Source organism: Dechloromonas sp. A34 (assembly GCF_026261605.1).
Taxonomy (GTDB): domain Bacteria; phylum Pseudomonadota; class Gammaproteobacteria; order Burkholderiales; family Rhodocyclaceae; genus Azonexus.
In genome coordinates this window covers 1,031,465-1,052,611 of the sequence record NZ_CP102486.1, presented here as the reverse complement: position 1 = coordinate 1,052,611, position 21,147 = coordinate 1,031,465, and the positions used below count along the sequence as shown (strand labels likewise).

The following is a 21,147-nucleotide window of genomic DNA, read 5'->3' as shown; positions in this document are numbered from 1 at the left end:
CTCAGTGGCTGTCCGGGGTCAGCAGCTTGAGCCCGACAATACCGGCGACGATCAGCCCGATGCTGACCAGGCGCGCCACTTCCCGCGACTCCCGAACAGGAAGATGCCGAGAATCGCCGTGCCGACCGCGCCGATCCCGGTCCACACCGCATAGGCAGTGCCCAGCGGCAGCACCTTCAACGACCAGGCGAGCAGCACGACGCTGGCCGCCATCGCCACCAGCGTGGCAACCGACGGCCACAAGCGGCTGAAGCCCGCGGTATATTTGAGCCCGACCGCCCAGCCGATTTCGCAGAGGCCGGCGATGAACAATACGAACCAGGCGCTACCGGTCGTCATGGCACTCAGGAAGCGTTGAGCTTTTCCAGCGCCTCGCGCAGCTTGCCCGGCTCTTCGAGGCGCAGCATGCGGCGGACGGTGGGGGCAATATCGCTGACATCGGCCTTGAGGACCCGGTTCTTGACCTTGAGGATCTGCGACGGATGCATCGAGAAGATGCGCAGCCCCATGCCGAGGAAGAGGCGGGTCAGCTTGGGGTCGCCGGCCATTTCGCCGCACACCGAGACCGGGACTCCAACCTTCTCGGCACTGGTAATGGTGTGGGCGAGCAGCATCAGCACCGCCGGGTGCAGCGGGTCGTAGAGCGAGGACACCTGTTCGTCGGAACGGTCGATGGCCAGCGTGTACTGGATCAGGTCGTTGGTGCCGATCGAGAGGAAATCGAGCCGACGCAGGAAAAGGCCGATAGCCAGCGCGGCGGCCGGGATTTCGATCATGCCGCCGACCTCGATGTTCTCGTCGAAGGTGATCTTCTCGCCGCGCAGGCTGGATTTGGCCTGCTCCAGCGCGGCCAGCGTCTGGTCGATCTCGTGGGCATGGGCGAGCATCGGGATCAAGAGCTTGATCGGCCCGTATTTCGAGGCACGCAGGATGGCCCGCAACTGCGTCTGGAACATCTGCGGCTCGGCCAGCGACAGGCGGATGGCCCGCCGGCCGAGGGCCGGATTGGTCTTGACGCGGTCGCCGAAGCTGGAATCGGGACGCAGGTCCTTGTCGTTGCCGAGATCGAAGGTGCGAATGGTCACCGGCCGTCCAGCCATGCCCTTGACCACCCGCTTGTAGGCCTCGTACTGCTCGCGCTCGTCGGGCATGTCGCCGCGGTCGAGGAAGAGAAATTCGGTGCGGAACAGGCCAACGCCTTCGGCTCCGCCTTCCAGGGCTTCGGGGATGTCACCGGGCAGTTCGATATTGGCGAACAGCTGCACCTGGACGCCGTCGATGGTCTGCGACTTGGCCGTCTTCAGGCGCTTGAGCTTGGTTTCCTCAAGCTCGATCTGGTTCTTGCGGAGCTTGTATTCATCCAGCACACGCGGGTCGGGATTGACGATGACGACGCCGCGCTGGCCATCGACGATCAGCAGCTCGCCGTCGCGGATCAGCGAGCGGGCATTTTCCATGCCGACCACCGAGGGGATCGCCATGCTGCGCGCCAAGATCGCCGTATGCGAGGTGGCACCGCCAACGTCGGTGATGAAGGAAGCGAAGCGGTGTTCCTTGAAGGTAATGACGTCGGCCGGCGACAGGTCGTGGGCGACCACGATCAGCTGCTCTTCCTTGACCCCCTTGCCGGCGCGCATCACGGCGCGGCTGGGATGGCCGAGCAGTTCCTTGATGACGCGCTCGACGACCTGGCGGACATCGAGCTTGCGCTCGCGCAGGTAGACGTCGTCGAACTGTTCGAACTGGCGGACCAAGTGCTCCATCTGCTGGACCAGCGCCCATTCGGCATTGCATCGCCGCTCGCGGATGATCTCGCGCGGCTTGTCGATCAGTTCCGGGTCCTCCAGGAACATGGTGTGGATGTCGATGAAGGCCGAGAGTTCGGCCGGCGCATGCTCGGTCGCGCCCTTCATGGCTTCCAGCTCTTCCTTGACGACCCTCACCGCGGCATCGAAACGGGCAATCTCCTTGTCGACCATGCGCGGCGCAACGGTCAGGTGCGACACCTCCAGCGTCGCGTGCGACATCAGCAAGGCCCGCCCGATGGCGATCCCTCCCGAAACACCCCGACCGTGAAGGGTAAAGCTCATGTAGCTACTCGCCTTCGCCAAAACAGTCGGCGATCAGCGCGAGCAGGGCGTCCATCGCCTCTGCCTCGTCCGCGCCATCGGTTTCGACGGTGATTTTGGAACCCTTGCCGGCGGCCAGCATCATCACGCCCATGATGCTCTTGGCGTTGATGCGCCGCGCCCCCTTGGACATCCAGACCTCGCACTTGTATTTGGCGGCAAGCTGGGTCAGCTTGGCCGAGGCCCGGGCATGCAGGCCCAGTTTGTTGATGATTTCGGTGTCTCTGGTCAGCATTTCAGTGGTCCAGCATGTTGAAAACGCCATCGCGTCCGCCATCCCTGGCGCGCTGGAGCAGGACTTCCATCCCCTTTTCGCGATAGGTCAGGGCACGCAGCAGCATGGGCAGATTGACGCCGGTCAGGCCTTCGATGCGACCAGGGTCGAGCAGTTTGTGGGCGAGGTTGGCCGGACTGGCACCGAAGATGTCGGTGAGCACCAGGACGCCCTTGCCGTTGTCGACCAGACCAAGCATCTGACGCGCCAGCGGCATCAGGTCGAGCGGATCGTCCTGGGCGGCGACGCCGAGCTGATTGAGTTGAACCGGGCGCTTGTTCAGCACATGACAGGCGTTCTGCACGAGTGCCTCGCCGTAGCTGCCATGGGTGATGAGTAGGATTCCGATCATGCGCCCGATTCTAACCCGAAGCGCGGCATATCATCTTCGGCTAACGATGGGAATTGCGCTGCCGCTCGAGGCACGCACTGAACCCACGGCTCCGCTCCGTTGTCCAAAGATTCAACGAGGCTTCAAGCCTTGGAGGATCAACCTTGGCCATATCAATTTCCGTTCCGCCCATCGGCTTTTCCACCGTCGCCCCGGTGGCATTTCCGCTGCTGAGTTCGCCGACCCCGATTGTCGTGTCGACGACCACCAGCCCGGCAACGGCGAGCAGCTTCTCGAGCCTGGTCGACCTCTCCATTACCGGCCAGTTGCTATCCGCCGTCGCGACCACGGAAAACCAGCTGAGCGCCCCGCAAACCACTGATCCAGCTACGCCGGAGAGCGCCCAAGCCGCAGCCCAGCGCCTGGTCGCCAGCTTCAACGCCTTGCAGGACAACGTTGCCGGTCTGCAAACCCTGTTCGTTACGGCACCCGACGCCTTGCCGGCGGCGCCGCTCTCCCCGACGCTCAACGAAGTGGCGGCGACCGCCCTCACCGCCGCCAGTTCGGACTTCGACAGCCTGCTCGGCATCGGCATCCAGACCGCGCCCTCACCGACCACCGGCGCTCCGCTGCTGAGCATCGACCAGCAGATTCTCGATGCCGCCAGCACGGCCGACCCGGTCGGCACCCAGGGCCTGCTCGATCAGGCCATTGACGCCCTGAGCGCACAACTGAACAGCTTCGAAAGCCAGGCCGCCGATGCCTCGCTGGCCGAGGCCCGGTTGGCGCAGGTGGCGGCCACGACAACTGCGGCGCTCGATCAGAACACCCTGTTCGAACTGACGCCCGCAGCGCCCGTGGCGACGCTAGACGAGTTGCTGGCGGCCACCCCCACCACGCCGCCAGGCACCACGACAGCGGCCACTACCGCACCGGAAACCGCCGTGCCGACCAACACCGTCGTGCCTGCAGCCGCCCCCGCCCCGAGCGCAGCGGCGGCAGACGCCAGTGCCGACACGCAGGCGGCCGATCGCCGCGCTTCGGCCGCCACCATCGCGCTGCAGAATCTGCTGGCCAACTCGGTCACACGAAGCGCCGATCTTCAGCTCGATCCGGTCTATGCTGCGCTGATCGCCTCGGTGCGCCTCAGCGATTTTGTCGCGCCGACCCCGCTGATCGATCCGGCCAAACTGGCTGCCGAGTTCCCCGAAGCTGTTTCGCCGACGGCACGGGTGCGCGCGGTCGAAGAACGCGTCTGATCCCGCCCCGTTGCGCTGCACTCGGTCGCCAACCGGGCTGCACGGCCGCTCAGCGACGACCGATCAGGATCACCCCGAGCACCACAAAACCCGAGCCGACAAGCTGCCAGAGCGACAGGCTTTCATCCAGCACCAGCCAGCCGAGCAGGATGGTGAGCAGCGGCCCGATCATGCCGACCATCGAGGCGCGGCCGGCCCCGATGGCCTTGATCGCCGCCGATTGCATGAAGACCGGAATGACCGTCGACACCAGGGCCATGCCGGCGGCCAGGGCATAGATCGGCCATGGCTGCCGCAAGACCTCGTCCCACGGCCGGGCCACCAGGTAGTGCAGGAAGGTCGCGCCGGTGGCGACCGCCATGGCCAGCGCCGTGAACCGCCCGCTGCCCAGACGGGCGATCAGTTGCCCACCGCCAGCGAGATAGACGGCGTACGAGAGGCTCGACGCGAAGACCAGGGCCGCTCCGGTCCACACCGCGGAGGTGTCGCTCGCCAGGTTGAGATCGTGGGCGAAGGCGGCGGCGATGCCGGCGTAGGTCAGGACCAAGGCGAGAATCTCGCGGCTGGTCAGTTGCTTGGCAAAAAACACCACACCAAGCAGTACGGTCAAGGTCGGATAGGTGTACAGGATCAGCCGCTCGAGGCCGGCGGAAATGAACATCAGACCCCAGAAGTCGAGAATGCTGGCGCCGTAGTAACCGGCCAGCCCGACCACGACCAGGGCGGCCCATTGCCGCCCACTCAGGCTGGCTGCGCTGCGCGTCCTCAGCGCCGCAATCCCGAATGCCGGTGCGGCGAACGCCATGCGCAGGGCGAGCAAGGTGACGGCATCGACCGGCGACAGCCCGGCGCCGGCCGCCGGCACGAGATAGGCCAGCTTGACAAAAATCGCCTTGGCCGAAAAGCCGAACGCGGCGCCGATGGCGAGCCAGAAACCCAGGCGGTAATTGTGTTTTTCGGTCATGCGGCGGGGCATTCGATTTAAACAAACGATTTACATGGCAAAGCCGACCGGGATTACCCACTACCCGGACCGGACATGACCGTCCAGTGGGCGTCGAGATGCTATTGAATACGCCACACAGCGGCTTGGCAATTGGTATTATTCAAAGCCAGCATTCGTTATGGACGAAACCATGGTCTACGACCTTCCCGACCTGCGACTGGTGGCGGCGATTGCCGACAACGGCAGCCTGACCCGCGCCGCGGCCCAGATCCATCTCGCCCCGTCGTCGGCCAGCCACCGCCTGACCCAGCTCGAGGCGGGGCTCGGCACGCCGCTATTCACCCGCCACCACCGCGGCCTGACCCCGACCCGGCCGGCGAATCCCTGCTCCGCCACGCCCGCCAGGTTTTCGCCCAGCTCGAACAGATGCATGCCGACCTCGCCCCCTACGCCAGCCGCGTGCTCAGCCAGGTCACGGTGTTCGCCAACACCAATGCGATCAACTGTTTTCTGCCGGAAGACCTCGGCGATTTCCTGCGCGACCATCCGCGCATCCGGCTCTGCCTCGAGGAACAACCCAGCCCGGCGATCATTCAGGCGGTGGCGGCCGGGCAGGTGGAAATCGGCGTCGTCGCCGCCGGCCCCGGGCTGGCCGGACTGCAAACCCAGCCCTACCGGCGCGACCGGCTAGTGCTCATCGTCCCCGCCGGGCACCCCCTGGCGGGGCGTGAAACGGTGGCCTTTGCCGAAGTGCTGGCCGAACCCTTCGTCTGCCTGCACGCTGGCAGCGCCATTCACACCTTCATGATGAATGCTGCCGCCCGGCTCGGTGGGCAGCTCGATGTCCGCATCCAGGTCCGCAGCTTCAATGCCGTCTGCCGGATGGTGACGGCCGACGTCGGGATCGGCATGGTGCCGCTCTCTTCGGTAAGCCCGGGCCGTGGACTGGCGATCGTGCACATCACCGACGACTGGGCGCCGCGCGACCTGCAACTGTGCATCCGCTCGCGCGCCGCACTCGGCCCGGCCGCTGCCGCCCTCTTCGACCATCTGGCCGGCAAGGGCGGCGCCATTACAGCGGGCGCTTGACCGTCAGCGCGCCGCGAATCTGGCCCTTGACATAGCCGGTCGCCTGATCGTGCGGGTAGCTTTCGGCCAGCTTGGCCGACAGGCCGGCTTCCATGCCGTCGACCGGGCCGTGGCATTTCAGGCAGACATCGGCGACTGGCAACGCTTTCATGTAGCGCAACACCGGCTTGCCGCCGATCTGTACGATCTCGCTCTTTTCCAGCGTCTCCGGCTTTTCGCCATTGGCGGCGCGGATATTGAAATCGGCCAGTTGGCGAGCCTCCCACAAGTCCGGCGTGGCGCGCTCGGCATTGCGCGTCTTCAGGCTGACGCGGCGAATGTCCCAGCCGGTCTCGGCGCGCTTGGCCTTGATCAGTTGCGGCGCCGTCTCCTTGCAGACCGGGATGGCCCCCGCCACGCCCTTCTCGGCGACGGCTTCCTGCATGGCGGCGACCACCTTGGGGACGACTGGCAGGACGGTCTTTTTGGTGTCGGCGGTCAGCGCGGCAAGATCCTGGGCCAGTGCCGGCAAGGCGGCGAGCAGCAATGCAACGGGAAGGAAGGTTTTCATGGGGACTCCAATTAAATTAGAAAACGCTAATGTTACGCTGCTTGGCCGCCTCCTCAAACCGCCGTCAGCCATCCCCGGCGTTCCGGCAGCTCGCCGCGCACGCAAGCGAAGAAGGCCTGCTGCAACCGGCGGGTCAGCGCCCCCGGCCGGCCGCTGCCGATGCGCCGGCGATCGACCTCGACCACTGGGGTGATCTCGGCCGCCGTCCCGCTCAGGAAGATTTCGTCGGCGCAATACAGCTCGTCGCGCGTGATCCGCTTGCTGCGCACGGCCAGCCCGAGATCGGCGGCCAGCGCGCAAACCGTGCGCCGGGTGATGCCGTCGAGCGCCGAGGTGGTTTCCGGCTGCAGCAGTTCGCCATCGCGCACGACGAAGATGTTCTCGCTGGAACCTTCGGCGACATAGCCGTCGGTGTCGAGCAGCAGCGCCTCGTCGTAGCCGTCGCGCCTCGCCTCGCGGACGGCGAGGATGGAGTTCGCATAGGTCGAAATGGCCTTGGCCCGGCACATCTGGACGTTGGGGTGATGCCGGGCATAGGACGAGACGCGAACGCGAATCCCCTCATCCAGCGCCTTGCCGCCGAGATAGGCGCCCCACGACCAGGCGGCGACCATGACATGCGTCGCCGCCCCGGCCGGATCGACGCCGAGCTTCTCGGCGCCGAGAAAGACCAGCGGCCGGATGTAGGCCGCGCTCAGGCCGTTGCTGCTGACCGCCTCACGGCAGGCGGCGGCCAGCGTCGCCCGGTCGAAAGGCAGGTCGATGGCGAGAATGTGGGCCGAATCCTCGAGCCGTCGCAAATGCTCGTCAAGCCGGAAGATGGCCGGCCCGTCGGCCGTTTCGTAAGCGCGCAGGCCTTCGAAACAACCGTAACCGTAATGCAGGGTATGGGTCAGCACGTGCACCTTGGCATCGCGCCAGGGCAGCCACTGGCCGTCGAGCCAGATGAAACCGTCGCGGTCTTGCATGATGTTCTCCTCGAAATCCTGAAATCGACCGGCGAACCGGTCGGCAGAGCGCGCCAAGGTGTGGGCGCGGCGGGGTCCGTGGTGGCCGGTGCCGGGTAGGCGGGCGTCAGGCGGAGGATGGCGGTGAGGAAAGAATGCCGGCGGCTTGATGCGGCTTCAAACGAATTGACGAGCTGTCGATTGAATTAAATTCATGCGTAATACTCGCCGTTGGCCGGACGCGAACCGGCGGCATGGCGCATCCAACATCGCCTGGCCGGCCAGCGCTCGCAGCCGGGCGGGTTCGCCGCGCTCTGCTCAGCGCGACGGCGGGAAGATGAAGCCACCATCGGCGAAAACCTCCGGCGCCAGCGGCACGCAGCCCGGCGACCAAGTAGCCAGATAGGCGCGCAGCTTCCTGGCCGCCCCCGCTTCGCGTTCGAGACTGAGCGCCGGCACGGCGAAGGCTTCGGCGACCAGGCGACCGTGCAGACTGGTCCCGACATAGCCGCGGCTGCCTGCAATCAGGGCGCAAATGTCCCAGACATCGAGCGACACGAATATTTCCATCGGCAGCACTGAACGCGCCGCCAGGCGGCGATAGGGTTCGAGCGCGTCGTGCCACAGCGCGGCCCCGGCCCGGAAGAGCACGACGGGTAGGCCAAGACGCTCGAGGCCACGGGCGAACGCCGCCAGCGTTGCATCGTCTGCGCACTCGGCGGCAAACTGGACGGCGAGATAGGGATCGCGACGCCGAATCCGCGCCCGGATGCGCGCCCCGAAGCGTTCGCCAATCCGGGTCACCGGGTCCGGCACCAACGGGGCATCGATCCCGGCGGCGCGCAACAGCGCCTGCGTCGTCCGCTCGCGCACGCTGACACTCCCGGCCTCCGCCAACGCAGCCAAGACCTCGGCGCGGAAACCGACATCGCGCTCGTCCAGCCCAACGCCACCGACCGCCCGGAACTCGACAACCGAACCAGTGGGCAGTTCGTGCCGGGCCACCACGTAAGGCGCCTGCCGCCGCCAGCACAACCCCGGCTCATCCAGCATATAAGCGGCCTGAGCCGCGTAGCAGTCGAGCAACTCCCCGCCGACGTGGATCAGGTTCAGCGGCACCGGCCATGAGTCGAGCGCCGCAATGCGCTGCCCACCCCAAGCCGTCAGGTCACGAGCGGCTAGTCCGGCAAACGTCCCTTCGCCGGCCTCGCATTCGGCGGCGGCGACATGCCCGAGCAGGATGTCGCCAAAATTGTGGCGATCAAAGGCGCCGAAGAAGACGATGGGCCGATTCACGTCGCGCCTTGCAGCATAATGCGTTACAGCGAACGACAAAGCCTAGCCTCCATGCGTTCGCACCATCCCTTCCCCTGCGCCATTGCACTCGGCTTGGCTGAATACCAAAACCATCCTAGATTGGACATATGGACCGCCTCGTGCTGGGCTGCTCAATCAGACGTCACTCGACCAAATAGCTATTGGCTCAATTGATTTTTCTACGGCATGACCCTGCCCATAGCAAAAATACTTAGCATTGGGAATGCTGACGGAGGCTTGCCAACGGGCAGTCGGCTCGAGCAACCGGTTAGCCATTAAGTTGCGCATCACTCATATGACATCATCAGTGATGCTCAAGGGAATTCTGTCCACGCCATAAGCCTCTATAGCTTGAACAACCGCTCCAGCATCCTTCATCAAACTAACAGAAGACTTAATTTCAGCCCAAGTGTGCCACTTGCATCGCTGATTATAAGGATGTCCGCCTTTTATAGTTTTCTGGATAACTGGCTCAGCTATTAACAATGCAGAACAAGTTCCATCATCATCCAAAGCCACGGAGTAAACGTTATAAAAGTACTCTGTAAAAACGCGCATCCTTGACGAAATCCTTCGATCCGGAACACTCAATAGTTTTGTCATACTTCTAATGCACTTCGTGGATACTGAAAGCTCCTCATTTAATTCACGCACCGCACATTCATCAGCCGACTCATTTAGTTCTTGAATGCCACCGACGAACCAATAGTACCCGCCCCAGGCATCCGACCAACGCAACAGAAATACCGGTTCCCCACCTCGTCTCGCCTTAATCAAAATCAAGGAGCTGGTAGCTTTACGAACGGGCTCTGCCTTGGCAGTGCCACCCGATTCTTCAACCCTAAACAATTCAATATTTTCTAGAGTTTTTCCTAAGCCAATTGCACGATTGTTCTGGCTCCCTCGGCCTTCCAATCTCCACAAAATTGCACATCCGCTTTTGCTGTAAATGCAATACTTTTTAGGAATGCTTCGGCCCGATCGGACACAGCCTTCAAATCGCCATTACTTGTAATAGACAGAAGTTTCAGCCTCCTGAATAGGACGCCATATGCACCAATAAGAATTCGTTCCACGTCATTTTTTGGATTGCTTTTCAGATCTGTAAATGAAAAAAGCGCGCTTTGCACCTCGGTGGAAATCAATTCAAAATCCTTACCGGACGAAATTTTTGATATCCGTTGAGATTCCCCAAAATTAAACTGATCATTAAGGATGCCTACAAATGATGCTATGCAGGCACAGAGTGCCGTGAATGAAGCCAATCCCGGCTCCCAGGAAGGATCAGACACGAACCAACAGGTTGACCCGATGAGCGTAATAGTCGACACAGCGTAGAGGTAAAGTTTATATGAGTAGCGGATCATGGTTTTTCTTGTAGATGACGTTGTAAATCACAGGACTGCGCGGCTTTTGCCAGATTCGGCGGATTGAGATGTTAGATTTCAGGGGAAATTACTGCTTCCGTATCGCTAATTGGAGAAACACATGTTGGTTCGTATCCAAACATGTAGGTGCCTACAGGAAGGCGAACATCAGGCTCTCCACAAACTAGTGAATATTGAATTCGTGGCTTGTCCCAGTTCCACCATTGAGTCTATGCACTGGCAATAATTCTGGTGCTTTTAATAAGCTAATACTGAGTTTCGGAGCACAAATCTATTTTTCATATGCTAACTCCGCTCAATGTAAGCATGTGTGAGTGACTACCGCCCTGAAGAAATCTAACGGTTATTCAGACGCAGAAACGTCTGGGTTATTGCTAATACTACGGACCGACAGAATCACCTCCAAGGCCTTTAATGACATGGAGATTATCCCGTTCGAACCTCCTTATCAATCAGTAATCATGCGGGCAGCGCCAGTGTCCGCTACGGAGCGATTTTTTCGGGGGCCACCACTCCTGACCGACTTCAGCCACTAAGGCTTCCTGATTTCGATCATTCGGCGCTTTTTCTGCTCCAGGAAAAGCCGGATGACCGGAGCGCGTGACGATCAGGCACGTCATACAGCCCCAGATGATCTACTGACGCGAAGATTTAGACTGCTGGCGCTCAGTTGGATCAGCCGCTCCGAACCGAGGACACAAAACGAATCGTCAATCTTCCGGTCAAACGACACCGGCGAGCGCCTGGAGGTGCCTCAAACCACACGCCACTTACCTTCAACCAGCCAGCGAAGGAAGGCGATGACATCACGGCTTGAAGACCTGAGTGAGATCAGCGCGAAGACCCTCGCCCACTACAACGTGCGTGCTGCGGAGTTTTGGGAAGGGACGCGCGACCACGATGTGAAGCAGAACATTGAGGCGCTGCTGCGCCACATGCGCGGCGCGCTGCCGTGGCACATTCTCGATTTCGGCTGCGGTCCGGGCGTGATCTGGCGGCATTCCGCGCCTTGGGGCATGAGGCGGTTGGCCTCGACGGCTCGCCGCAACTCGTTGCCATGGCGCGTGAGCACAGCGGCTGCTCAGTGTGGGAGCAGGATTTCCTCGCCCTGCAGCTGCCCGCCGGCCACTTCGACGGCATCTTCGCCAACGCTTCGCTATTCCATGTGCCGCGCCAGGCGTTGCCGGGCGTGCTGAGCGAGTTGCATGCTGCGCTCCGCCCGGAGGGTGTCCTGTTCACCTCGAATCCCCGGGGAATAACGAGGAAGGCTGGAGTCAGGGGCGATACGGGGTCTTTCACGACCTCGCGGCATGGCGCGGTTTTCTCGAAACGGCCGGGTTTCTGGAGTTGGAGCACTACTATCGCCCGGCCGGCTTGCCGCTGGCGCAACAGCCCTGGCTGGCCAGCGTCTGGCGCAAGCGGTCCGACCAGGCCCGCAACCCCGGTCAGCCGCGCACCGCCTGAAACGCTTCCGGACTCAGCCGCCGAACATCTTCCGTATGGTGTCGAAAATGGATTTGAGCGGCGACACTTCGACATCCAGGGCCTTGACCCCGTCGTCGCCCTTGAATTCATCGTAAAGCCAGTCCCCGTCGACGTTGGAGACGCCGGGCGGCGGCTTTCTTTCGCTGGGCGGCTTGCCGGACAGGGCCTGGCGCATGTAGTCGATCCAGATCGGTAGCGCCAGGGTCGCGCCAAATTCACGGCCACCCAGCGATTTGGGCTGGTCGTGCCCCATCCACGAAACGGCCACGACGTTCCCGGAGTAGCCGGCAAACCAGCCATCGACCGCGTCGCTGGTGGTGCCGGTCTTGCCGGCCAGGTCGTTGCGTCCCAGGCGCTGGCTCGCCAGGGCGCCAGTACCGCTTCTGACCACCTCGCGCAGCATGCTGTCGATGATGAAGGCGTTGCGGGGGTCGATGGCCCGTTGCTCTTGCTGCCTGGCTGACGGCGGTGGTGCCTCCCACAGCACGGTGCCGCGGGCATCGGTGACCTTCTGGATCAGCCAGGGAGTGACCTTGTACCCACCGTTGGCGAACACCGCGTAGGCGTCGGCCATCTGCAGCGGGGTGACCGAGCCGCTACCCAGGACCATGGTCAGATTGGCCGGATGTTTGGCGGCATCGAAACCGAAGCGTTGCAGATAGTCGCGCGCATATTGCGGCGAGATGGCTTGCAGCAGGCGGACCGCGACGACGTTCTTGGAGCGGGCCAGGGCCTCGCGCAGGCTGATCGGGCCATCGAAGCCGTCGTCGTTGCGGGGCTCCCAGGGCTGGCCGCCTTCGCCGCCGGGCAGCGAGAGCGGCGCATCGTTCATCAAGGTGGCCGGTGAAAAGCCCTTTTCCAGTGCGGCCGAATAGACGAAGGGCTTGATGCTCGACCCCGGCTGGCGCCAGGCGCTGGTGACATGGTTGAACTGATTGCGCGCAAAGTCGAAGCCGCCGACCAGGGCCCGGTAAGAACCATCCTCGGCGTTCAAGGCGACGAAAGCGGCATCGACTTCCGGCATCTGCGCGATCGACCACCGGCCCTTGGCGTCCTGGCTGACGCGGATCACCGAACCGACCCGAATCTTGATATCCATTTTGGCGTTCGCCTGCAGGGCGCGGGCGGCAAAGCGCAGCCCGTCGCCCTTGATTTCCAGCGTGTCGCCGGAGGCCGGTTCGGCGCGTACGCGCTTGGCGGAGACTTCGGTGACGACGGCCGCGATCAGGTTGTCGCTGCCGGGATGCTTGGCCAGGGCCCGGTCGATGGCATCCTCCTGTTCGTCGGGATCGTCCGGCAGCTCGACAAAACCTTCCGGCCCGCGGTAGCCATGACGCTGGTCGTAGGCCAGCACATTGCGCCGGACCGAGTCGTAGGCTGCGTTCTGCTCGGCCTTGTCGAGCGTGGTATAGACATTGAAGCCCTGGGTGTAGACCTCGCCCTTGTATTGCGCATAGAGCTCCTGGCGCACCATCTCGGCGACGTGGTCGGCATGGGCCTCGAACTGCAGGCTGTGGCCGATCTTGAGCGCCTGGCCGACGGCCTCATCAAATTGCGCCGGGGTGATCTTGCCCAGGTGCAACATGCGCTTCAGGACAAGCTCCTGGCGGGCCTTGGCCCGTACCGGATTGACTGCCGGATTGTGCTTGGCCGGGTTTTGCGGGATGCCAGCCAGCATAGCCGCTTCGGCCAGGGTCAGCTCCGGGAGGCGCTTCTTGAAATAGGTGCGGGCGGCGCTGGCAAAGCCGTGCGTGCGCTGGCCGAGGTAGATCTGGTTCATGTAGAGCTCGAGGATCTGGTCCTTGCTCAAGGCCGATTCGATGCGGTAGGCCAGCACGACTTCGGTCAATTTGCGCTTCACGGTTTTTTCCTGCGAGAGGAAGAAAGTGCGCGCCACCTGCATGGTGATCGTCGAGGCACCCTGACGAAAACCGCCGGTCAGGTCGGCCACCAGCGCCCGCGCAACCCCGCGGTAATCGACGCCGCCATGCTCGTAGAAGCGTGCATCCTCGATCGCCAACAGCGCCTCCTTCAAGACCGGGGGAATCTCCTTGATCGGCGTGAAGTCCCGGTGCTCATCGCCGAACTCCCCGAGCAGCGCGCCATCGGCCGTATAAATCCGCAAGGGGATCTTGGGCCGATAGTCGGTAACGACATCGAATGCCGGCAGGCTGGGCAGGACGGTGGCGAGCATGGCGCCGACCAGCACAAACAGCACCAGGACGACATCGGCGCTCGCCGCGATGAGCGTTCGCCGCAGGTCGTTGCGGTAACTGGCTGCGGCAAAGGGCAAGGCAAGAAAACTGACGGCGGTCGAGAAGAAGCTCACGTACGGGTCCTGGCTGAGGCTTGGCCCGGTCTGACGCCGAGCCGGGCAGTGGAAGGCGCTGGCAAGCCAGTCGCCGAAAGGCGCAGTTTAGCCGCAACGACGGCGCCGGGAAGCGCCGGGTTGGTGGTTATCAATCGCGAAATGCCGACAGCCAGCGCCTATCAACTGACGCTCACGTCCACCCTGTGGACCTAAATGACTGCTTGCGCTCCTCGCAACAACCAGCAGTGAGATTTGCTGCGGCAGACAAAAGCATCACGTTTGAGGTAACCGGCCACCGAAGCGCGCAGCGCGGAGGGAAGCGAGAAGCGCAGCTTCTCGGTGGTCCGGTTGGCCGAGTGGTTAGGCACCGCATTCCTTTGCAAGAAGATGCAACGCGTGATTCTTGAGTAGAGAAGTTCTTACTCTGAGGTCAAATTCTGACCATGAGCCACTCAGCGCATCGATTTTCGAGTTTGCTTCTTGGAGGGTCGCGAAGTTGGTACTCAACTGAATTGCTTGCAATGCACATTTCTTCGACTGTAGAGATTGCGTGAGTTTTTCGCTGTCGGTCTCGATAACGGTGATTTCACGTTCATAGCAGGAGCCCAAGATATTTCCGCAACCGCCGAATGTGCATTCCTTTCTAGCACGCTCTGTTTCCCGAAGGCACCGTTGGTACTCGCTCTTTGCGGCGAAGGCTATTGAGCCATCGGCCAACACGTAACCCCCCATTCCCAACGTGATCGCGGTTGCGGCGAGATAGCGGAACATCACCATAGGTGCCTAACGTTATTGTTCAGCGGCGCCGTTAGGCATCCGCTGGAACTGAGGGTTGGGCGATATGCCCCATAATTCTTTGAAAGTCTCGATCCACTTGATCCAGAACCTCCATGAAAGAACCTGCTTCAAAGCCAAAAGCACCGTTCCACTCTTTTCCGCCTTTTGACACAGGGTATCTGTAGAGCATGCTTGGAACCGGTGAAGTCTTTCGTGCCGCTTGAATCTCGGCTTCAGACAAATCACCCCACTCGGTTCTAAATGGAATTTCCCAATCAAACTGCGATTCCGAGAACAGGCGCTTGTATTCGGTACCTAGTGAATCAAGAAAGTGATGCTCAATTTTCGCCGATGGATCACGGGCCAATATGGCCCCCTTCAAGAAGAGTTCGGTCGAATGCGCTGCCAACAGCAAGACAACATTCGCATTTGGCCAGGTCCGCAAACTTTGGGTCTCCACCATAGAGTTGCACATTGCCGAGGCGGCGTTTCGATACGCTATGGCGTATTCGAAGAAGCGCTGCGACACTGTCAAGTTCGACATTTCGGAATCGGTAATCAGTTGCCAGTTCATGACTCAAGCCCAACGTGAAGTAGACCGCAAATACGCCACACATTCTGGCAACACGCTCTCTATCTTGGCTGGCACATCAGTCAAAGACGGCCGCCCAGACTGGCGCCCCCCACGGGTTGATAAATTATTGCCGAGGATAGCCGGCGCTGAAACACGGCGCGGCGCTGTGACGAGCGGTGCGCCGGAATCGGGCCAGCATAACGAAGGGTATCCGTCATGTCGAGCGGATAGGCGCCCGCCATCCGTCAGCAAATCGACCGGGCGCTGCCGATGGCTCGCCGTCCCCGGCCGCCCTAAATCACGTCGTGCGCGCCACGGACAAGCCAGCGGATGAAGGCCATCGCCGCCGGCCGGTCCTGGATGGCCGGCGGGGCGACGACGTAGAAGCAGCGGTCGGCGCAATCCTGCGCGAAGGGGCGGACCAGGCGGCCTTCCGCCAGATAGGGCGCGGCCAGCGAGCCGGCCATCAGGGCCACGCCGTGGCCGGCGACGGCAGCTTCGAGCATCAGCAGCGCGTCCTCGTAGAGCGGGCCGATCGACGGTTCGGGGTGGCTGACGCCGGCGGCGGCGAACCAGCGCTGCCAGGAGAGCAGCGGGTGGCGCAGCAGGCGGCGGTGGTCGAGGTCCTGCGGGCTGGCCAGCCCGGCCGCCAGGGCCGGGCTGCAGACCGGGAAGACGCGCTCCTCGAACAGCTTCCAGGCGAGCAGGCCGGGCCATTCCTCCTCGCCGTAGCGCAGGCCGATGTCGGCTTCGCCGGCGAGCAGCGGTGCGAGGCCGGTGGCGGTGCCGAGGGTGAATTCGATATCGGGATGAGTATCCTGATAGGCGGCGACGCGGCCGACCAGCCACTTGCTGGCCAGCGCCGGTGCCGCCGAGATGCGCAGCCGTTCGCGCTGCGGGGCGCGCAGCAGGCCGCTGGCCTCGTCGAGCCGCCACAGCATGTCGCGGACCACGGCCAGATAGCGGCGCCCGCTGGCGGTGAGGACGACGGCCCGATGGCGGCGTTCGAACAGGGGCTGGCCGAGGTGATCTTCGAGCAGGCGGATGCGGTGGCTGATCGCCGAGGGCGTCAGGTGCAGGGCTTCGGCGGCGGCGAGGAAGCTGCCGAGGCGGGCGGCGGCCTCGAAGGCGGGCAGGGTATGGAGCGGCGGCAGGTCGCGCATGCTTATTCCTGGGTCGGGGCGGCGTCGGTCTGGCCGAGCAGCCAGGCGGTGAAGGCGGCGACGGCCGCTCGGTCGGCACTCGGGCCAGCCAGCAGATAGTAAGCGCGTTCCGGCTCCGGGCGGGGCGGTGCCAGGGCGATCAGGCGGCCGTCGGCGAGGTGGTCGCGAATCAGCGGCTCGCGGCCGAGAGCGACGCCCTGCCCGGCCAGCGCCGCGGCGATGCATTGATCGTAGTGGTTGAATTGCAGGCAGCCGCGGGCGTCGCTGGCGGCGAGGCCGAGCGGCTTGAGCCAGGCCTCCCAGCCCAGGCGGGGTTCGGCCGTGGCCGTGTCGTCCTCGAAGGCGAGCAAGGTCAGCTGGCCCAGGGTGTCGCGGTCGAGGCCGGCGACCGCCGGCAGACGGGCATGCAGGCCGGGCCGATGACCGGCAGCAGGGCTTCGACAAACAACCGGCGGCTGCCGGCCGGGGCATCGGCCGGGGCGCAGTAGCGGATGGCGAGATCGACATCGTCGAGTTCGAGGTCGACGACGCGGTTTTCGGCGGAAAGGCGGACACCAATTTCCGGGTGCACGGCCTGGAAGCCGGCGAGGCGGGGGACCAGCCAAAGGGCGGCGAAGCCGATCGAAGTCGACAGGGTCACGCCGGGACGATGGCGCGGCGCGGCAATCTCGCGCACGGCCTCGTCGAGTACGGTGAAGGCGTCGAGCGCGGCCCGGTAGAGGGTTTCGCCGGCCGGCGTCAGGTGCAGACGCCGCGTGCTGCGCCGGAAGAGCGGCGTGCCGAGCTGCGCCTCCAGCGCCTGGACCTGCCGGCTGATCGCCGACTGGCTCAGGAACAGCGCGGCACCGGCCTTGGTGAAGCTGGCATGGCGGGCGGCGGCGACGAAGCCGCGGAGGTGGTCGAGCGGGGGCAGGCGACGCAGGTCGATGCTCATGGATTTATGCGTTCAATGCATGTCATTGATGCTGATATTCCGTTTGTCGAAACAGCCGTCTGTTCATAGAGTGAGGCTGAGCGCCGGGCTATTCCGGCATGTATAAATCTCATTAATGGAGGATAGGAAAATGTTCCCGATCCTGCAAGCCGCCAACACGACACCGCTGTATGTACAGTTGCAGCGCCGCGAAACCCTGGTCGTCACCGGCACCGGTCGCCTGGTGTGCGAGGCCGGCGAAGTCTGGCTGACCGAAAGCGGCAGCCCCGAGGACAGCATCCTGCAGGCTGGCGACCAATGGCCGCTGCGCCCGGGCATCGAGGTCGCGCTGTCGACGCTGGCCGGCGCCCGCCTCTGCTTCTGCACCACGGCCGGGAGCCGGGCATGAACGAGCGGCCGCAGGCGCTGGTCCTGGTCGCCGCCGACGGTTACCGGCTGGCCGCCCACCTCTGGCCCTCTGTCGGGCCGACCGAGGCGGTGGTCGTGATCAACCCGGCAACCGCAGTCAAGGCCGAGTACTACCATCGCTATGCCGCCTTCCTGGCCGAACACGGCATGGCCGTGCTGACCTACGACTACCGCGGCATCGGCGCCTCGCGCCAGGGTAGCCTGCGCCGCTGGCGGCAGATCACCAAGCTCGACTGGGGACGCTACGACTGCGATGCCGCCCTGCGTCAGGCGCAGCGTTTCTTTCCCGGGCGGCCGCTGCGCGTCGTCGGCCACAGCATCGGCGGCCTGCTGCTCGGCCTGGCACCAGCGGCCGGCCGGGTCGAGCGGGCGCTGACGGTGGGCGCCCAGTATGCCTACTGGCGCGACTACGGGCCGGGCAAGGCCCTGATGTGGCTGCGCTGGCATTTGCTGATGCCGGCGCTGACTGCGCTTTGCGGCTATTTCCCGGCGCGCCGCCTGGGCTGGCACGAGGACCTGCCGGCCGGCGCCGCTTACGAGTGGGCGCGGCGCCCGGCTTCGCTGGAGCAGGCCTATCGGCACCAACGTCTGGCCGGCGACGATCCGCTGCGCCACTTTCCGGAAATGCGCGGCGAACTGCTCGCCATCGGCCTGCACGACGACCCCTTCGGCACGCCGGCCGCCCTGCACCGGCTACTCGCCTATTACCGCAACGCGCCACGCCAGCATGTGCGGATATCGCCGGACAGCATCGGCAGCCCGGCGATCGGTCACTTCGGCTATTTCAACAGCCGCTTCCGCGACACCCTGTGGCAGGAGTCGCTGGCCTGGCTGCGCGATGGCGAGCAATCGCGGATACCGCTGGAGACGCTGGCGCCCGGGCAGGGCTGAGCTAGTCGGCTAGCCGCAAGCGAAACCACGGGCAACGCTTGATGGCGGGATCGTAACCGAGGAGCAGAAAGGCCATCGCCAGGCCGTCGAAGGCCGGGAAGCGATGGCCCTTGAGATAGGAATTGACGGCGGCCTGATTCAAATGCGGCTCGTCGGTGAAGATCACCACCGCGTAGCCACCCGGGTAGGGGCCGTCCTTCAAAGCCCCGGTGCGCTTGGCCTTGGCGGCCAGACGATCCGTAATGCCGGCCAGGAAGCTGTCCCGGGACCACACCGCCCATTCGCCGATGCGCCCCGCCTGGTAGTTGGCGATACCCTTGGGATCGACCAGTTCGGTGACTTCGATGGCGACGCGCCGGCCTTCGTGATCGGTCGCTTCGCAATCCGGTGGGTCGTTGCCCCGGCCGCGACTCTGGATGTTCTCGAACAGAGTCTGGCGGTCCGCTTCCATGGAGGCGACCAGGTAATTGACGACGCCCAGTTCGGCCAGATTGCGATCCAGCGGCCACTCGAAAAACGAGGCATAGCCTCGTTTCTGCGAGCGCTCGATGTAACCGAAGATGCTGGTCGGACGGTCGCCGGGCATGGCTTGCCAATGGCTACTCAGATGGCGGGGGCAGAACGGGAGTTCATAGCCAGGGTCAGCGACGCCCGCCGAGGATCGAGCCCAGGACACCACGCAGGATTTGTTGCCCGACCGAGCGGCCGACGGTACTGGCCATGCCGCGCGCCGCGCTCTTGGCGGCGGCTTCCAGTATGCCTTCGCGACGGCCGCCGCGCGGCCCGGTGCTGCCGCCGAGTAGATCGCCAAGGCTGCCCAGGATGCCGCCCCCCGCACTTTCCTGAGCTGCCGGCTCGCTTTGCCGCGGCTGCGGCGCCGGTGCGGGACGGGGCGTGGCCTGCTGCCCGGAGCTATTGCCCCAGTCGTTGGCATTCAGGCCACCGCTGCCGGCCGGCGGCGCGGGAATGGCGCCCGGTGCCGGTTGCCTTGCCGCCGGCTTGCCGCGCAGGAGTTCGTAGGCCGATTCGCGGTCGACGGTCTGGCCATAGGTGGCGAGCAGCGACGAGGCCTGGATGATCGCCTGGCGCTCTTCGGCGCTCAGCGGCCCGAGACGCGAAGCGGGCGGGAAGATCATGCTGCGCTCGACGACGGCGGGACGGCCCTTTTCGTCGAGGAAGGAAACCAGCGCCTCGCCGACGCCGAGTTCGGTGATCGCCGTCGCGGCGTCGAACTTGGGGTTGGCGCGCATGGTTTGCGCCGCCGCCTGCACGGCCTTCTGGTCACGCGGCGTGAAGGCGCGCAGCGCGTGCTGAACGCGGTTGCCGAGCTGGCCGAGGATCTTTTCCGGGACGTCGAGCGGGTTCTGGGTGACGAAATAGACGCCGACGCCCTTCGAGCGGATCAGGCGGACGACCTGCTCGACCTTGTCGGTCAGCGCCTGCGGCGCATCGCTGAACAACAAATGCGCTTCGTCAAAGAAGAAGACCAGCTTGGGCTTGTCGAGGTCGCCGGCTTCCGGCAACTGCTCGAACAGTTCGGCGAGCAGCCAGAGCAGGAAGGTGGAATACAGCGCCGGGGCGTGGATCAGTTTCTCGGCGGACAGCACGTTGATGACGCCGCGCCCGTTCTCGTCGACCTTCATCAGGTCGTGGATGTCGAGCATCGGCTCGCCGAAGAAGATGTCACCGCCCTGCTCTTCCAGCGTCAGCAGGCCGCGCTGGATGGCGCCGATCGAGGCGGCGGCGACGTTGCCGTATTCGGTGGTGAAATCCTTGGCGTTGTCGCCGACGTGCTGGACCATGGCACGCAGGTCCTTGAGGTCGAGCAGCAGCAGCCCCTGGTCGTCGGCAATCTTGAAGACCAGTTGCAAGACGCCGCCTTGGGTGTCGTTGAGGTTGAGCAGGCGCGACAGGAGCAGCGGGCCCATGTCGGAAACCGTAGCGCGGATCGGTACCCCGCCTTCACCGAAGACATCCCAGAAGGCGACCGGATTGGCGTAGGGGGCGAAACCGTCGAGGCCAAGATCGGCGATCCGCTTGAGCAGCTTTTCCGAGGGCGTGCCGGCGGCGCCCATGCCCGAGAGGTCGCCCTTGACGTCGGCCATGAAGACCGGCACGCCGGCGAAGGAGAGCCGTTCGGCCATCGACTGCAGGGTCACCGTCTTGCCGGTGCCGGTGGCGCCGGTGATCAGGCCGTGGCGGTTGGCCATCTGCGGCAGCAGGGCCGGGTAGCCCTCTTCGGATTTGGCTAGATAGAGAGGTTCGCTCATGGTCTGGGGCTCGATATAGGAAATTGGGTAAGTAAAGCTCGGGCAAACGTCATTTTTAACCGGTTTGACCATCCAGGCCAAGAGGCATTCAGTCGGAAGCTTTT

21 protein-coding genes and 3 pseudogenes are annotated in these 21,147 nt (G+C 63.8%); 6 read left to right on the top strand and 18 right to left on the bottom strand.

The window, feature by feature from the left end:
- Position 1 precedes the first annotated feature (1 nt).
- The 4 genes and pseudogenes from sugE to NQE15_RS05275 all read right to left on the bottom strand — a co-directional run bounded on the left by sugE (position 2) and on the right by NQE15_RS05275 (position 2,755).
- Positions 2 to 339: pseudogene (gene sugE, locus NQE15_RS05290) on the bottom strand (quaternary ammonium compound efflux SMR transporter SugE).
- Positions 340 to 344: 5 nt separating this feature from the next.
- Positions 345 to 2,090, bottom strand: a complete 1,746-nt coding sequence (ptsP, locus tag NQE15_RS05285; protein WP_265947216.1) for a phosphoenolpyruvate--protein phosphotransferase — start codon at positions 2,088 to 2,090, stop codon at positions 345 to 347.
- Positions 2,091 to 2,094: 4 nt separating this feature from the next.
- The gene (locus tag NQE15_RS05280; RefSeq protein ID WP_265947214.1) at positions 2,095 to 2,364 is read right to left on the bottom strand and encodes an HPr family phosphocarrier protein; all 270 of its coding nucleotides are present in this window, start codon (positions 2,362 to 2,364) and stop codon (positions 2,095 to 2,097) included.
- A gap of 1 nt (position 2,365) precedes the next feature.
- A complete protein-coding gene (locus NQE15_RS05275; RefSeq protein ID WP_265947212.1) occupies positions 2,366 to 2,755 on the bottom strand; it encodes a PTS sugar transporter subunit IIA in 390 nt (129 codons plus the stop codon).
- Between the two features lie 143 nt (positions 2,756 to 2,898).
- On the opposite strand from NQE15_RS05275, the gene NQE15_RS05270 reads away from it, so the two are divergent.
- Entirely contained in the window at positions 2,899 to 3,993 is a 1,095-nt protein-coding gene (locus NQE15_RS05270; RefSeq protein WP_265947210.1) for a hypothetical protein, read from the top strand.
- 49 nt (positions 3,994 to 4,042) lie between these two features.
- Here the strand turns inward: NQE15_RS05270 and NQE15_RS05265 are convergent, their stop codons facing one another.
- Positions 4,043 to 4,957, bottom strand: coding sequence for a DMT family transporter (locus tag NQE15_RS05265; protein WP_265947208.1), 915 nt, complete (start codon positions 4,955 to 4,957; stop codon positions 4,043 to 4,045).
- Positions 4,958 to 5,117: 160 nt separating this feature from the next.
- On the opposite strand from NQE15_RS05265, the pseudogene NQE15_RS05260 reads away from it, so the two are divergent.
- Together NQE15_RS05260 and NQE15_RS05255 are read left to right on the top strand one after the other, a co-directional pair.
- Positions 5,118 to 5,252, top strand: a pseudogene (locus NQE15_RS05260) (helix-turn-helix domain-containing protein); the annotation flags it as partial.
- 113 nt (positions 5,253 to 5,365) lie between these two features.
- On the top strand, positions 5,366 to 6,028 hold the full coding sequence (locus NQE15_RS05255; protein WP_265947206.1) for a LysR substrate-binding domain-containing protein: 663 nt from the start codon (positions 5,366 to 5,368) through the stop codon (positions 6,026 to 6,028).
- Here the strand turns inward: NQE15_RS05255 and NQE15_RS05250 are convergent.
- The 5 genes from NQE15_RS05250 to NQE15_RS05230 form a co-directional block, all read right to left on the bottom strand.
- Positions 6,012 to 6,578, bottom strand: a complete 567-nt coding sequence (locus NQE15_RS05250; RefSeq protein WP_265947204.1) for a Tll0287-like domain-containing protein — start codon at positions 6,576 to 6,578, stop codon at positions 6,012 to 6,014. The genes NQE15_RS05255 and NQE15_RS05250 overlap by 17 nt on opposite strands.
- A 53-nt stretch (positions 6,579 to 6,631) precedes the next feature.
- Positions 6,632 to 7,546, bottom strand: coding sequence for a branched-chain amino acid transaminase (locus NQE15_RS05245; protein ID WP_265947202.1), 915 nt, complete (start codon positions 7,544 to 7,546; stop codon positions 6,632 to 6,634).
- Positions 7,547 to 7,843: 297 nt separating this feature from the next.
- Positions 7,844 to 8,821, bottom strand: a complete 978-nt coding sequence (locus tag NQE15_RS05240) for a polysaccharide pyruvyl transferase family protein (protein WP_265947200.1) — start codon at positions 8,819 to 8,821, stop codon at positions 7,844 to 7,846.
- A gap of 312 nt (positions 8,822 to 9,133) precedes the next feature.
- Positions 9,134 to 9,691 (bottom strand): NUDIX hydrolase, encoded by a 558-nt coding sequence (locus NQE15_RS05235; RefSeq protein WP_265947198.1) that lies wholly within the window; start codon positions 9,689 to 9,691, stop codon positions 9,134 to 9,136.
- A 23-nt stretch (positions 9,692 to 9,714) separates the two neighbouring features.
- The gene (locus tag NQE15_RS05230; RefSeq protein WP_265947197.1) at positions 9,715 to 10,209 is read right to left on the bottom strand and encodes a hypothetical protein; all 495 of its coding nucleotides are present in this window, start codon (positions 10,207 to 10,209) and stop codon (positions 9,715 to 9,717) included.
- A 973-nt stretch (positions 10,210 to 11,182) separates the two neighbouring features.
- Between NQE15_RS05230 and NQE15_RS24015 the strand changes: the two are divergent.
- Positions 11,183 to 11,407, top strand: a pseudogene (locus NQE15_RS24015) (class I SAM-dependent methyltransferase); the annotation flags it as partial.
- 300 nt (positions 11,408 to 11,707) lie between these two features.
- Here NQE15_RS24015 and NQE15_RS05220 read toward each other — a convergent pair.
- From NQE15_RS05220 to NQE15_RS23805, 6 genes are all read right to left on the bottom strand, one after another.
- Positions 11,708 to 14,044 carry a penicillin-binding protein 1A gene (locus tag NQE15_RS05220; RefSeq protein WP_265947193.1) on the bottom strand — a complete coding sequence of 779 codons (2,337 nt, stop codon included), beginning with the start codon at positions 14,042 to 14,044 and terminating at the stop codon, positions 11,708 to 11,710.
- A 342-nt stretch (positions 14,045 to 14,386) separates the two neighbouring features.
- Complete coding sequence (locus NQE15_RS05215; RefSeq protein WP_265947191.1) at positions 14,387 to 14,797, bottom strand: hypothetical protein; 411 nt, start codon at positions 14,795 to 14,797, stop codon at positions 14,387 to 14,389.
- A 37-nt stretch (positions 14,798 to 14,834) separates the two neighbouring features.
- Positions 14,835 to 15,377 (bottom strand): hypothetical protein, encoded by a 543-nt coding sequence (locus NQE15_RS05210; RefSeq protein ID WP_265947189.1) that lies wholly within the window; start codon positions 15,375 to 15,377, stop codon positions 14,835 to 14,837.
- A 293-nt stretch (positions 15,378 to 15,670) separates the two neighbouring features.
- The gene (locus NQE15_RS05205; protein WP_265947187.1) at positions 15,671 to 16,540 is read right to left on the bottom strand and encodes a LysR substrate-binding domain-containing protein; all 870 of its coding nucleotides are present in this window, start codon (positions 16,538 to 16,540) and stop codon (positions 15,671 to 15,673) included.
- A gap of 2 nt (positions 16,541 to 16,542) precedes the next feature.
- Positions 16,543 to 16,890 carry a LysR substrate-binding domain-containing protein gene (locus tag NQE15_RS23810; RefSeq protein ID WP_323054952.1) on the bottom strand — a complete coding sequence of 116 codons (348 nt, stop codon included), beginning with the start codon at positions 16,888 to 16,890 and terminating at the stop codon, positions 16,543 to 16,545.
- Positions 16,891 to 16,892: 2 nt separating this feature from the next.
- Positions 16,893 to 17,474, bottom strand: coding sequence for a LysR family transcriptional regulator (locus NQE15_RS23805; RefSeq protein ID WP_323054951.1), 582 nt, complete (start codon positions 17,472 to 17,474; stop codon positions 16,893 to 16,895).
- A gap of 130 nt (positions 17,475 to 17,604) precedes the next feature.
- Here NQE15_RS23805 and NQE15_RS05195 point away from each other — a divergent pair, with 130 nt between their 5' ends.
- Together NQE15_RS05195 and NQE15_RS05190 are read left to right on the top strand one after the other, a co-directional pair.
- Positions 17,605 to 17,862 carry a DUF2917 domain-containing protein gene (locus tag NQE15_RS05195; RefSeq protein WP_265947185.1) on the top strand — a complete coding sequence of 86 codons (258 nt, stop codon included), beginning with the start codon at positions 17,605 to 17,607 and terminating at the stop codon, positions 17,860 to 17,862.
- Positions 17,859 to 18,773, top strand: coding sequence for a serine aminopeptidase domain-containing protein (locus NQE15_RS05190; protein WP_265947183.1), 915 nt, complete (start codon positions 17,859 to 17,861; stop codon positions 18,771 to 18,773). Before NQE15_RS05195 ends, NQE15_RS05190 begins: the two co-directional genes overlap by 4 nt.
- 1 nt (position 18,774) lies before the next feature.
- Here NQE15_RS05190 and NQE15_RS05185 read toward each other — a convergent pair whose 3' ends face one another.
- On the bottom strand, positions 18,775 to 19,359 hold the full coding sequence (locus NQE15_RS05185; RefSeq protein ID WP_265947181.1) for a hypothetical protein: 585 nt from the start codon (positions 19,357 to 19,359) through the stop codon (positions 18,775 to 18,777).
- A 55-nt stretch (positions 19,360 to 19,414) separates the two neighbouring features.
- Positions 19,415 to 21,043 (bottom strand): helicase HerA-like domain-containing protein, encoded by a 1,629-nt coding sequence (locus NQE15_RS05180; protein ID WP_265947179.1) that lies wholly within the window; start codon positions 21,041 to 21,043, stop codon positions 19,415 to 19,417.
- Positions 21,044 to 21,147: the final 104 nt, after the last annotated feature.